The sequence below is a fragment of the Tractidigestivibacter sp. genome (assembly GCF_050946515.1).
Lineage (GTDB): Bacteria > Actinomycetota > Coriobacteriia > Coriobacteriales > Atopobiaceae > Tractidigestivibacter.
This window is the reverse complement of record NZ_JBMNUX010000003.1, coordinates 224,619-237,666: the sequence shown is the minus strand read 5'-3', so window position 1 is coordinate 237,666 and position 13,048 is coordinate 224,619. Positions and strand designations below refer to the sequence as shown.

Below are 13,048 nucleotides of genomic sequence, written 5' to 3'. Positions count from 1 at the left end.
GAACTTGGGGTCGTACTTCCTTCTCGTCGTCTTGCTCATGGCAATAGCCCTTCCGTGCCTTTCGGCACATCCTAGGGCTTTCGTTAGCTCGGCTTCAAACGTGTCTGAATTTGGGCAGCCATATCACCGACCTCTCGGAGATCTTGGGCTACATCGGCGACAAGGACGAGCGCATGCGCTCCGAGGAGGACCTGCGCGACCTGTTCACCGTGACCGACGAGCACGGGAAGACGCACCCCAGCGCCATCGACACAAGCGAGATGCGGGAGATACTGCACAACCTCTATTGGCTTCTCTCCATCGTCCTGCGCATCAGCCCCCTGCGCGATGCCTACCTGCCGCCCAGGGACGCCAACGACTACAAAGACCTCAAGATGTGGAACATCCTCGAGGCCGCCCTGGGCATGCGCCATGGCGCAAGCCCCAAGCCTACCGGCCCTTGGGACAAGGCCGTCCAGGTCATCCGCGGGCTCAAAATCTACGCCGAGCACGGCAACAACCGCTCGGAGTACCTGCGCCAGCTAAGGGAGAAAAGTGGCAAAGTCCCCGCAACCGCGCTCGAGCCCTACCAGTACGCCGAGGCCATCGTCGACCTCTGCTACAACTACGCCTGCGAGATCAGCATCTGCAACTCGTCCAAGCGCTACGACGTCGAGGACCTCTCCTCCAAAGGCAAGACTGGCGACACGTTCCGCTCCGACTTTGTAGCGCGCCTCAACGAGACTTGGGGCGATGGCGTCGAGAACTCCCAGCGCTACCTGCAGCCAGAGAGCAACACGTTCGAGCAGTTCCCGGCCGAGCGCTATGCAGGCACGCTCCCCGACATCCGCGACATGGTGCGCTACGCCGGCTACGCAAAGGCGCCCGACCCGTCACCAAGCTCGCAGGTCTTCGTCCCCCGCTACGAGTTCCACCAGGAGATGCAGCGCCAAGACCAGCGCAGGCTCACCCTGTCGCGCATCTGGACGCGCATAGGCTTTGCCCTCCTGTGCGTGCTCATCGCCTGCCTGATCGAGCTGGGGATGAACGAGTTCCAGGACCTCTTCGACGACCAGCTTCCCCTGCACACGACCGTGGTCGGCATCGTCGAGACGCTGCTGTTCCTCCTGATATCGGAGTACGTGACGAACTTCATATCTGACAGGATCGACGGCTTCCTCTCGCTTTCCGAGGCGCTCGGCAGCATAGGGCAGCTCTGCTCCGACGCCACGCACACAATCCTGAGAAAGACAGGGATAGAAGGTGCCAGCGAGCAAAAGGACACCGGCAAGCGCGAGAGCCCGTCTGTGGAGCGGCCAATCCCAATATGTGACGCCAAAGCCGCTTAGTGCCTACATCAAGTTCCGCAGCAAGCCCGAGAACGCGCAGCTCTTTGCTCCTGTAGGCGACTACCCGCTGGCAGACCTCAGCGAGCGCGACGCCAAGAAGCGCGTCATAGCCACTTCGGAAAAGCTGGGGCAGCAGTTCGGAATCGTCTACGAGAGCCAGTACAACACGCTGGTGGTGGACCCCGTAGAGTCTGGCGAGGGCTGCTACCCCTACGAGCGAGTGGTCCCCACCGCAGGAAACGGCGTGGTGATCGTCCCGAGGCATGGCGAGAAGTACGTGCTCCTAAGGCAGGGCCGCCATGCCATCAGGCAGGAGCAGCTCGGGTTCCCGCGCGGCCACTCGGAGCTTGACTCCAATGGCAAGACGGACGTGAGCCGCGAGCTATCCGAGGAGCTTCGCGCGACCCCGCGCGGAGACGCCAAGCTCGTGGGGGACGTCACTCCCGACAGCGGCCTCACCTCGTCTGTCGTGGGCATCTACCTGGTAGACATCGACGGCTACGACGCCAACGTCGGCCACGAGGGCATCCAAGACGCAGTGGAGCTGACGGCAGAGGAGCTGCGAGCAAAGATCGCGTCCGGCGAGATTGAGGACGGCTTCACGATTGCCGCGTTTACGCTGGTAGAAGGTAGTGTGCAAAGGGCATAGGGTGCCACAACGTTTGGGAGGACTAAACGCTGCTTCGAAAAGAAAAGTCCCCGACTGGTACCGCTACCGGCTGGGGACCCAAATAGAATAAACTGCTTCGCCTTCCTAGTCTCTTCTAAACAGATCGCGCGTATAGACCTTATCAGCAACATCAGAGAGCTCATCGCTCCAACGATTGGCCACTATCACGTCGCAGCGATCCTTGAACGCCGCCGCGTCATGTGTCACCTTGCATCCGAGGAACTCATCATCCGCAAGCGTCGGCTCATAGACCACAACGGGAATGCCCTTGTCGCGCAGGCGACGAATGACGCCTTGAATGGAAGACGATCGGAAGTTGTCAGAGCCTGATTTCATGGTAAGTCGATAGACGCCGACCACTGGCTGGTTTACGCCCTCGTATACCAGCTTGACGATTCGCGATTCCACCTGATCGGCAATGAAGTCCTTGCGGGTGTCGTTGGCGTCTACGATGGCACGAATCAGGTCCTGAGGCACGCCCCTGTAATTTGCGAGAAGCTGCTTGGAGTCCTTTGGCAGGCAATATCCGCCATAGCCGAAAGAGGGGTTGTTATAGAAATCCCCAACGCGCGGGTCGAGCGAGATGCCGTGAATGATGTCAGCCGTGGAGAGACCTTTTACCTCGCAGTAGGTATCGAGCTCGTTGAAATACGAAACCCTAAGAGCGAGATAAGTATTTACGAAGAGCTTCACCGCCTCAGCCTCAGTAGTGCCAAGCACGAGCTCGGGAATTCCGGTCGTACCGTCAGCATTCTTGCGCTCGCGCTCCGAAGGATCCGCACCCTCGGCAAGAAGGGAGGCGAACTTCTTGGCAGCTTCCACGGCTTCAGAATCGTCCTTTGGAGCTCCTACCACAATGCGGCTCGGGTGAAGGTTGTCCCAGAGGGCGTGCCCTTCGCGCAGGAACTCCGGAGAGAAGAAGATCTTCTCGTCACCCAAGCGCTCCTTCAGCCCCTCGGTATAGCCAACGGGAATCGTCGACTTGATAACAATCCATGCCGTCTGATTCACCTTGCGCACCGCAGCAATGGCGGCCTCCACAGATGACGTATCGAATGAATTTGTAGCGTCATCGTAGTTGGTGGGAGTAGCGATGACGGCATAGTCCACGCCTGCATAGGCTTTGTCCGCATCGAGCGTCGCAGAAAAATGAAGCTCGCGCTTCCCGCTTTTTGCCTCTGACAGGAACCTCTCAATCTCAGCATCGCGTATAGGTGACTCGAAGCGATTGAGCTTATCAACCTTGCTTTGAATGATGTCCACTGCACGCACTTCATTGTGCTGTGCAAGCAACACTGTGAGTGATAGTCCAACGTAGCCAGTTCCCGCAACCGCTATTTTCATCAGTAACCCCTTACCTACTTTGCGACCGGTAATGCGCGTGCGTCTACGAGAGAAGTTCTACACGTTTCTTGAGCCTTGACCATCGGAGAAGACGGTGGCGCTGCCAACGCCAAAGCAAAAAAGCGTAATGGGCAGAATCGCCACATTTGTAATTGTCCAAATGAAGAGAAAGCAGAGCATTCCAAACGTCTGCTTCCGCTCCATATGGAAGAATCCCACAATTCCGGGAACAAAAGTGAAAAACCAGAGAAGGCCGCCCTTGGCAAGTACGTCCATAAGCGCGTTGCTGAATCCCAAATTGCCGCTTCTGAAGCTACTCATATAGCTTTGAATAACTTCGTCTGCACCAAATCCGTTACCTACCAGCAAATTATTCTGCCAAGCTTTAAAGCCAGCGGCGAAGTCATCTACCCTCGTAATACCTCCGCCTGAAGGCGAGTCAATTTTTTGCTTAAATAGGAAAAAAATCATTGTTACCGTTACGGCAAGAACTGGGATGAAAAGGATTCGAAGTAATGTCTTTACTTTTGGAGATAGTCTATCTGCCATTGAGTAAATAGTCTGCGCTATGATCAGTAGCAAGCAAATAATTCCCGTTGTTGAAATTGTTGTCAAAATTGTTATACCGAGAATTATGCAGACAGACGGGCGTGGATTCCGTCTTAAATACTTTTCAGCAATGAGAGCAATACACAGTACATAAGAGTACATAGGGGCTTCGCAATAGATGCCCGTATTTCTCACAATAGAAACGCCAAAATCATCAGATGTCTGAGTAACAAATAGGAGACCATACCAGCCAGGTTTCGCTGTGGCAGTTCGCCCATAACTACTCCAAGCGCTTCCCCAAGAGCTCATAATTTCGCAGTTTGACGGAATAATATTGGCTATGGGACCAAGAACCCAGAGCACATCAGACGCAATGGCGAGAAACACGACAGTCACGACAAAGGCATTGATAGTGAATTCAAGATTATCACTCTCGTAAAGCATCTTCAGAAAAAAAGGAGCTATGGCAAGGTTTCCAGCAGCTATCGCCATACGTTTCCCGCCAAATGAGCCAGTAAGCATGCCGACACACATATATGCAAACATTACATAGGCGACGTATATGAGCCATTGGGTCAAAAAGCTAACTGACAGAGGTTTATTTAGCCAAAGCAAAAGAGATGCGGCAAAGGAGCTAAGAAAACAAACAGCACAAAGAGCAACTTGAAGTTTCCTATCTCCGACGTTGGCATAAAGAGTGTTAGCCGAGAGCACAAGACACCCAACAACGACCAAAATGAATACGCGGGCGAACAGGCTGGCAACGTCAAGGTAAGACGCATTTCTCTTTGAGGAAGTGAAATCTACTATTGCGTTCATCTATTAAGGCCTCCGTGCAAGATTGCCAAGGTCCTCAAGGTCATATTCTCCACCAAGATACTCAAACATGCCCGTGATAATTGCTTCAGAACGAGCGTAGCGGATGGCAGAGTTACCTCTACCAGATACTAGGCACCCCAAAGCTTCCTTAAGGTCGTGCAATGCAAGTCTAGTTGCAGCCTTCCTTCCGTAGTGAAAACGCTGAACTATGAGATTGTTGCGATACAGATAACGGAAGTTCTTAATTCTCTTGGGATCGTCCTCATTCATGATGTTCAAACTCTTCGCATTTGCACGCTTGTGCAATACACGGCTAGAGCCAACAAGATAAGCTGGACCAAAGTTATGCGTAAGACGTGTCGTGTACTCCGTATCATCTCCCCAAATAAAGAAGCTGCCAACGGGAAGCCCTAAATTGTAGACCGCGGTGCAATTAATAAGAAGCGAGACGAACGTCGCGCATTCGATCTCAATCATTCCATCTTCCAGCCCCATATACCAGTCCGGATAGCCATTGCAAGTCGGACGAGAGTCTACAACGGGCACGTTCATAGGCTCCCCTTGGGGTCCAAAAACGGTACTCGCAAGGAACGACGGATCGATACCACGGTCCCTGGCTTTTTCTGCAGCGTCTACAAGATTGCGCAACGTATCTGGATAGGGGATGCAATCGTCATCCATAAGCCATACCCAGTCAGCTCCGGACTGCGAAGCAATACGCAGCCCCTCTTTGAAGCCGCCGGCGCCACCAAGGTTGGTGTCCATGCGATGGTAGTTAATGAGGTCGCACTTGGCCAAAGAACCATCGCCACTAAAGAGCTCGGCTGTTCCATCAGTGCTCGCATTGTCAATGACGACAATTTCAACGACTGGATAGCTCTGAGCAGCAATAGCCGCAAGGCTTTCTTCCAGAAGCTTCTTTCGGTTATACGTCACGACGAGAGCAGAAACTACTGGAGCGTGCATTTCTCCGCTAGTCATTGTCTTCTACTCCAATCTTCTTCATCTCTTGGAAAACCGACAGAGATTTCCACTCTCCAGTCAGCCGCATTACAAAGCCATAGATCAAGCAGCATACAAGTGCACGTATCACAACGTTCAGCACGGTTGTCAATCCACTCGTAAGCCATCCGACAAAATATGTAACTCCAATTGCTGCAATAGCGGCAGCAATCGAAGGAAGAAAACTCTTCAGGAATGAGGACACCCTCACCCCAAGCACCCCTTTGACAAGCAATAGCGCAGTCATGTACAAATGGACAAAATACGCAAGGGATACGCAGAGACCAAGCAAGGCTATGCTCCCCGTGCTGACTCCAATGAGGATTGCCACTATTGTTACGCAAGTGCAAATGACGCCCGACTTGAAGAGCTGGTCGGTCCTGCCAGCACTTTGGAAGATGGCTCCTGAGGTGGTGTTGACCATCTGTACTCCCACAGAGAGTCCCAGCGCAGCCAATACCGGAACCGCTGGTAGCCACTGATCGCCATACATTACCAAGATAATCTCGCGTGGAAAGCATATAAACACTGCGGTGACAAACATTCCGACAAGAGCCAGCACCTTGCAGATACTAAGCCAGCTCTCATAGAGCTTCTTCTTGTTGTCTTGGTATTCAGAGAGATAGGGCTGCAGCACATCGCTGAAAATTCCCGTAAGGTAATTCAGCGGATAACCCATGAGCTTGTATGCCTTGTCGTATTGCCCAAGCTGCGCAGAGCCCATGATTGCCCCGACAAGAAGATTGTCGAGGTTCCTTGCAAAGTAATTGATGGTGCTGAATCCAGCTTGGTAAATCGAGAAACGCCAGATTTTTTTAAGCGGAGCAACAAAGTGACGATTGCCTAGATTCACATGCGTTGCGGCACAGTTCCAAGCCAAGATTACCGCTGAGGATGTAACAGACTGCCAAACAAGCGAATAGCACCCTGCCCCCGCCGCCGCAAGAGCAATGGCAACAACACCAGAAACAAGACTAGCTACAACAAGGCGTACGCTGATGGCAGAGAATCGCCGTTCGCACATCAGCACGCCATTAGGAACCATATTCATTGATGCAAAGAGAACGGAGAGGGAAGCCAAGCAGCACAGCGGTATTAGCTCTCCTTCGTTATAAATCATAGATATGGGCAGCGATAGCAAGCAAAAGAATGCAGCGAGCCCCAGCCCAAGAATCATGCAAAAGAAAAATAGCGCATTGAAGTCCTCGTATTCGAGGTCCTTGTATTGGATGATTGCCGTAGAGACGCCCACGTCGGCAAGAATCGAAAAGAACGAGGTAAATACCGTCACGACAGCCACAGTCCCGTATTCCTCTGGGGTCAGAAGACGGGCCAGCACCATCGTTACGATAAGCTGAACCACTACATTCGAGTACTTCGATACAAGCTGCATCTTAAGAGCGGAGAGCATGTTGGCGGATTTCTGCGCCTTCACTCTTTTCACATTGCACCACCAATCAAAGCCCCTGTCGCACTCATTTGATGCAACAATAGTCAGTCTGAAATAAATCTTACAAAGAATTTGACATCAACGAATAAAGAAGCATCTCAAAATTTGTACGATCCAATCCACAAGTAGATTTGCGAACTGAAAGCACAACAATTGGTGAAATTATCCAGATTCTCCAATATGAATTTGCCCGTTCAATTTACCGATCCTAGCAAAAAGTTGTCCTCTCATGAGAGTCGTGATACTCGGAAACAGATGAAGCCCAAGTAATCGCGAGCAATTAAATAGCGTACAGGAAAGTTGAAATCAGTATCAATGATTACAACTCAGCGTTATGAAATACAACAACAAGCCAATACAATACCGTAGTAAGCTTTATCTATACTAACTATCTCTACTCAATAGACGAAAGATTCGAGAAATCACTATGAATCAGCAGCTCAGCGAAGGGACCGCATATCCTAAAAAGGTTGTCTTTGTGGCAGATTCCCCCATCGAAGGCGGAGCAACGAGTAGCCTCGTAGAGGTAATGACCGCACTCAAGAAACTTTATGGTACGGAGTGCATCGCACTTACACCCAAGAAATCTAGCCTGAACGATCGCTTAGCAAAATTGGGTATTCATAGCGTAGTTACCGGTCACGGAGACTTTCTTATACCTCAATCTTCATACTTGTTGAAAACCACTTACGACACTTTTTCCCAATCGCTTGAGTGGAGAAAAAATCTTACAAAATCGGTAGAAATTGCCGAAAGAAATGTCGATTTTTCTACCGTTGATCTTATCCACACCAATGTGCCAAGGAATGATTTAGGCATCTTACTATCAGCTCGCAATAGAATCCCACATATTTGCCATTTGCGCGAAAACTCTTTTGAGGATTTCAAGTGTTACAGCACCCGCAGCAATCCTGCAACATTTATTTCTGATGGATCAACCGCAATGATTGCTGTTTCAAAATCCGTAAAAGCCAATTGGGCGAAGCGTGGTGCAGATGCGAAAAAGATAAAAGTCATCTACAACGGAGTTGATACATCAAATATTGAAGTAAAGAGCGAGGAAGACCGGAACGCAGACAAGAAAATTCTCAGGTGCATCTTTCTTGGAGGATATGGAGATGCCAAGGGCGTGAGAGATCTTCTTGAGGCATTGGATAGCCTCCCCGCAAAATTACGCAGTCATTTTTTAGTTGATGTATATGGCAATGGTTTTCCACTTAGAGCTCAACTTTTTGTCAAAAAGCATGGGCTGGAAAACATGGTTAGACTACATGGAATTTCAAATACTGTTCCCCAAGATTTGCATAAGTACGATATAGGAGTTGCATGCTCTCGAGCCGAAGCTTTTGGTCGCGTAATTCTTCAGTACAGAGCAGCTGGATTGGCAACAATCGCAAAAAACTCCGGAAGTTTTCCTGAATTGCTTAAACACGAGGAAACTGGACTTCTATATACGAACCCCTGTGGAAAAGACTCATTAGCTGAGTGCCTTGTTAGGGTATTCCAGGACAAATCTCTCAGAATAAGGCTTTCAAAGCCAGCTTCTTCCGTCAGAACTCCCGAAGACGTTGCCAATGAGATTATGAATCTATATACAGATGTATTGACAAATACTAATTTCGCATAAAGCTTTCGATATCGTACTTTTTTATCAAATCTGATGTCCGACATTTCCAGCTAAAATCTCTAACTCACCGGTGAATGGTTATGAATATCAAAGAAAACCTTTATAAACATCTAGTACATAGCACCGGCGAGATTCTTGCAAAGGCGGAAGGCTATCAATACATCAGTTTTGATATTTTCGACACACTTTTAATGAGAACAACAGGATCTCCTACGACCGTTTTTGAAGAGATCGGAAAACGCGAAGAATGGACTACTCCCGCAGAATATGTCCAGCTAAGAACAAGGGCTGAAGAAATGGCTCGGCGAGGCAATGCTAAAGAAATCCATCTCGCCGATATATATTCGGAAATGATTAAATTAGACCCGAAAGTATCCTCGAGGGTGGATTCTCTCATGACTGAAGAGCTGGCAGTCGAGAGGAAAGTCTTAAGAAGGAGGAACGATGTTGGAGAGATTTATGACAAGTTAAAAGACTCACATACAGTGCTTCTAATCTCTGACATGTATTTAGGTAAGCAATTTATTACTAATGTGCTAGCTTCAGCAGGATACGATATTGAAAACGTGCCCGTATTTATTTCATCTGAATTTATGGCTACTAAGATGACTGGAGAACTTTTTCAGATAGCAGTCAGGGAATGCTCTATTCCTAAACCATCTCAACTACTCCACATAGGAGACTCCTTCTTGCCTGACTACCATGGAGCACGTAAGGCAGGGGTTCATCCTTTCCTTATCAACAGGAACGGCGAAAATTCTTCAGTACGCATTAACTGAAAATATGGGGCATTAGAATTTTCCAAAGAACGGATTTAAGAAAGTTCTCACATCCAGTAATCTTTTTCCCCAATTTGTACAAAGGGGCATGTACTTTTGAAGATAGCCAGCCTTCCACTGCGATGAAGAGAACTGTTTAACGATATCGCGGATATTACCTTCACTTGGTATCAGAGGTAAATACTCGCCACTATCCTCAAACAGCAGACCTGAAAATGCCGCCAAATCTTTTTTTGTTGGATTGTAACCTAGCTCCTCAAGAAAAGAGCAGCAATAACTTGACGGCAAGTTATTGGTATCCAATTTTTCAGCCGCAGCTTTCTCCACAAATCGAACCGCCGAATCTCGAATGCTAATAAGTCTTTTGCTCTCTTTTTCACGGTCTGGTGACCCAGAGAACTCATATTCTTTCAGAACTGGTTTCTCCTGACCATCAACGGAAACAGTACGTTTCGCAGATCCCTCACTATATGAGAAGAAGAGTTCGACTAGACCGCGAAAAGGCGCTGCCTTATCTGCATCTCCCCTCTTGTAGTCAAACCAGTAACCGAATGAAATATTCGAGGGATGTCGCGCCGCCCTATTATTTAGACCAAGATAATATCCATGGACATTTGCAAATGGAGCATTAGTAAGTTTGCCAAACTCCTGAAGATACGTTTGGAGATTTCCAGCCCACCCAATATCGACAATTATCGGATCAGAGACATCAAATAAACCCTCTTGTTTGAAATAGGTCTTTAGATGAACGAACTCATCATTGGCATTCGCAATAATATCGTCTTCAAAATCAACAAATAGATGTTGAAATACCTCATCATTTGACAAGTCTAGATTGCTGCATTCATGTCCTATTGCATATTCAGGCAGTGTTCTGTCATCTAGACCCATCACCTTTAAGAATGACTCAGCTTTGATTCTTGGCTTAGGACCAAAAAGATTTATCGCGTCCTGATATTTGTTCCAATTTACCAGCAATGGAACTCCGAACATTCTTCTTGAGCCATATAAATAGTGAGTATGAATGTCATCAACACTTAGTTGCGAAAGAAGGATGTCGACAGCACGCTTTACGATATAGCCATCTCTTGCCAGGAAATAGATGTCATGAGAATTTTGCTTTCTCACGTTGTCAATCAGCCACTCAGCCATACCAAGCAGCATCGGTCCCAAACATCTATAGCCTGTCAACTCATAGTAATCAAGCCTGCATAATTCATCAGAATCATTGCGTAGACGATCCATTTTTTCGACGCTATTCAAGAGCTGCCTCATTATCAACAGAAATTACTTCAATACAAAGAATTGAACCCGCCGTAACACCACTCTCCGAGTATTACATATGGGTTCAACATTCTTATTGCTATTCACTAATACGGTGCCTGAAAATGACTATTTTGCTCTATTGACAATTTTCTCAGACGCATCTTTCATGCCTAGAAGCCTGAATGCATATCCGATTCTCTTACGGATTTCATTGTCAGTATCTAGGTAGAGGACATTTGCCTCTCGATACGGCACCATATTTTTCGTAGCCCATATATCAAGCATGTGTTCGGCAAAATATCCAAGCATTCGCGTCCTGCTTGGATCGAGCCTCTCGTCCAGGTCCTTCATCACGGCAAAAAGCCATGGGCAATATTGGTTAAGCAGTTCATGGCTCATGATGAACATGTTGCACATATGACCCTGAGTGCGCTCCATGACTTCGTCAAAAGCGGGAAGGTAGCTCTGGTCGACAGACCCAACCGATGCACGAAAACGCTCGATGTCATCCTCCTCGGCAAAGCTGCAGCCAAGGAAATGTCCTGCGAGCGTCTTCACGTAGTAGTTGCGAGGCTTGGGAAGAATGAGATTGCTTCTTGCACACAGCTCCTCTGCCTCGCTCTTACTGAGCGCGTAACGAAGCTTCTCTTGGTCGCTAGATGCCCTTACCATGCCGGAAGACGCAAACACTCTGCGGTACTGCGTAAGACCGATAAAATCTGCATCGACGTTCTTCCATGCCCAATAAAGACCCGTAAGCTCACAATACTTGTCATTCAGGGCCGAGATATTGTCGCCGGTGTTGTCGCATGCAATTCCCAAATCGACTTCAGGATGCAAAGCCTTGCCCACCTGCAGCGGAAGGTAAAGGTCGCCCTCGGGCATCGGCGCCTGCTTATGCGTGACTACAACAATCTTTACGCTCATCTTTAATAGCTCCCCACGCCTCTGAGAACAACGTCAAAGGTCTTGAGAATCAGCTTCACATCGGTCAGAAGGCTCATGTCCTGGATGTAGTCCAAGTCAAGCTCGACCCAATCCTCCCAAGAAACATTCGAACGACCGCTGACCTGCCAATAGCACGTCAGACCAGGCTGGACAATCTGGCGCTGCTTCTCATGTTCCGTGAACTCCTTAACGGGCACAATTGCGCGAGGACCGACGATGGACATGTCACCCTTGATGATGTTCACAAGCTGAGGGAGCTCGTCGATGCTGGTTTTGCGAATAAACGCGCCCACCTTCGTGATACGCGGGTCGTTCTTGATCTTGAAGGCAGCGCCTGTCTGCTCGTTGTCCTTCAGCAAGTCCTTAAGACGGGCATCGGCGTCCTTGTACATGCTACGGAACTTGTACATAGGGAAGGGCTTCATGTCCTTACCGGGTCGTTCGCCAGCGTATATAACTGGACGACCGTCCTCGGCAATAATTGCAACTGCAGTCGCAGCAAATACTGGAGAAAGGCCGACAAGAGCAATGCTCGAGAGAACAACGTCGCTGACGCGCTTGATTACCTTGTATGACAGGGGCTTCGCGGCATAGACGGCGCGCATGTTCTCGCGATCGACAAGCTCCCGTCGGGCAAGCCTCTCTGGACTTGGCTGAAACTCAGCTTCCTCTTCGCTTGGCTCGTCTGGTTGCTTGGGACTCGCGCCCTCATTGCCCTTGCTATTCAGAACGGTGTATCCCACTACGCAAGCGGCTGCCAGACCACCAACAGCCAACGCGACATTTCTTTTTTTAAGCGAAGCCATCTAAACCCCAGTTCTATCCGTGCCGTAATAGAAAACAAGCGAATGCCATTTCAGAGAAACCTATATTCATCGATGGTGCAGCCGAAAAGATTCTTGAGTATTTAGAGTTGGTTTCAAGAACTTTTCAAGATTCATTAAAATCGAAAGCCATACATTTCGCAAGAAGCATCAGGTTCTTATTCAAGATTTGAGAATTCAGCCCCCACTCTCGAATAATTCATCGATGCGAATTGGCTCCAAAGGAATCTCTGCCGCTATGCAACCATCGGAAAAGCTCAAGGGGCGTTCCGATATACCGCATCCCTATTGAAAAGACACCAAAAAGGCCCTGAATGATTGACGAGACTGCCAGCCCTAAAAAGTAAGGTATTCCATCCTCGTTTTGTGGTGTCTATACCTCGACTGACACTCTCGTCCAATAGAATGGACCTCAGAGTAGAAACGCTCATATGATCAGTAA

At 49.0% G+C, this 13,048-nt stretch carries 11 protein-coding genes; 4 read left to right on the top strand and 7 right to left on the bottom strand.

All coding sequences use genetic code 11. The features are described from left to right. Window positions 1-110 precede the first annotated feature (110 nt). Together ACOYJL_RS03355 and ACOYJL_RS03350 are read left to right on the top strand one after the other, a co-directional pair. Window positions 111-1,328, top strand: a complete 1,218-nt coding sequence (locus tag ACOYJL_RS03355) for a hypothetical protein (protein WP_433568798.1) — start codon at window positions 111-113, stop codon at window positions 1,326-1,328. After that, on the top strand, window positions 1,309-1,977 hold the full coding sequence (locus tag ACOYJL_RS03350) for an NUDIX hydrolase (RefSeq protein ID WP_433568797.1): 669 nt from the start codon (window positions 1,309-1,311) through the stop codon (window positions 1,975-1,977). The genes ACOYJL_RS03355 and ACOYJL_RS03350 overlap by 20 nt, the downstream gene beginning before the upstream one ends. A gap of 105 nt (window positions 1,978-2,082) precedes the next feature. Here ACOYJL_RS03350 and ACOYJL_RS03345 read toward each other — a convergent pair whose 3' ends face one another. Genes ACOYJL_RS03345 through ACOYJL_RS03330 form a run of 4 tightly spaced genes read right to left on the bottom strand, consistent with a single transcriptional unit; the run spans window position 2,083 to window position 7,156 of the window. Then, on the bottom strand, window positions 2,083-3,342 hold the full coding sequence (locus tag ACOYJL_RS03345) for a nucleotide sugar dehydrogenase (protein WP_433568796.1): 1,260 nt from the start codon (window positions 3,340-3,342) through the stop codon (window positions 2,083-2,085). 57 nt (window positions 3,343-3,399) lie between these two features. After that, a complete protein-coding gene (locus ACOYJL_RS03340) occupies window positions 3,400-4,710 on the bottom strand; it encodes a hypothetical protein (protein WP_433568795.1) in 1,311 nt (436 codons plus the stop codon). 3 nt (window positions 4,711-4,713) lie between these two features. Then, entirely contained in the window at window positions 4,714-5,691 is a 978-nt protein-coding gene (locus ACOYJL_RS03335; protein WP_433568794.1) for a glycosyltransferase family 2 protein, read from the bottom strand. Further along, window positions 5,684-7,156: a lipopolysaccharide biosynthesis protein gene (locus ACOYJL_RS03330; protein WP_433568793.1), complete on the bottom strand. Its 1,473-nt coding sequence runs from the start codon at window positions 7,154-7,156 to the stop codon at window positions 5,684-5,686. The genes ACOYJL_RS03335 and ACOYJL_RS03330 overlap by 8 nt, the downstream gene beginning before the upstream one ends. Before the next feature lie 433 nt (window positions 7,157-7,589). On the opposite strand from ACOYJL_RS03330, the gene ACOYJL_RS03325 reads away from it, so the two are divergent. After that, the gene (locus ACOYJL_RS03325) at window positions 7,590-8,789 is read left to right on the top strand and encodes a glycosyltransferase family 4 protein (RefSeq protein ID WP_433568792.1); all 1,200 of its coding nucleotides are present in this window, start codon (window positions 7,590-7,592) and stop codon (window positions 8,787-8,789) included. Window positions 8,790-8,869: 80 nt separating this feature from the next. Beyond that, window positions 8,870-9,568 carry a hypothetical protein gene (locus tag ACOYJL_RS03320; RefSeq protein ID WP_433568791.1) on the top strand — a complete coding sequence of 233 codons (699 nt, stop codon included), beginning with the start codon at window positions 8,870-8,872 and terminating at the stop codon, window positions 9,566-9,568. Window positions 9,569-9,580: 12 nt separating this feature from the next. Here ACOYJL_RS03320 and ACOYJL_RS03315 read toward each other — a convergent pair whose 3' ends face one another. The 3 genes from ACOYJL_RS03315 to ACOYJL_RS03305 all read right to left on the bottom strand — a co-directional run bounded on the left by ACOYJL_RS03315 (window position 9,581) and on the right by ACOYJL_RS03305 (window position 12,588). Further along, complete coding sequence (locus ACOYJL_RS03315; RefSeq protein WP_433568790.1) at window positions 9,581-10,831, bottom strand: hypothetical protein; 1,251 nt, start codon at window positions 10,829-10,831, stop codon at window positions 9,581-9,583. 129 nt (window positions 10,832-10,960) lie between these two features. Further along, window positions 10,961-11,761: a DUF4422 domain-containing protein gene (locus tag ACOYJL_RS03310; protein WP_433568789.1), complete on the bottom strand. Its 801-nt coding sequence runs from the start codon at window positions 11,759-11,761 to the stop codon at window positions 10,961-10,963. A 2-nt stretch (window positions 11,762-11,763) separates the two neighbouring features. Beyond that, on the bottom strand, window positions 11,764-12,588 hold the full coding sequence (locus tag ACOYJL_RS03305) for a sugar transferase (protein WP_433568788.1): 825 nt from the start codon (window positions 12,586-12,588) through the stop codon (window positions 11,764-11,766). Between the last annotated feature and the right edge of the window lie 460 nt (window positions 12,589-13,048).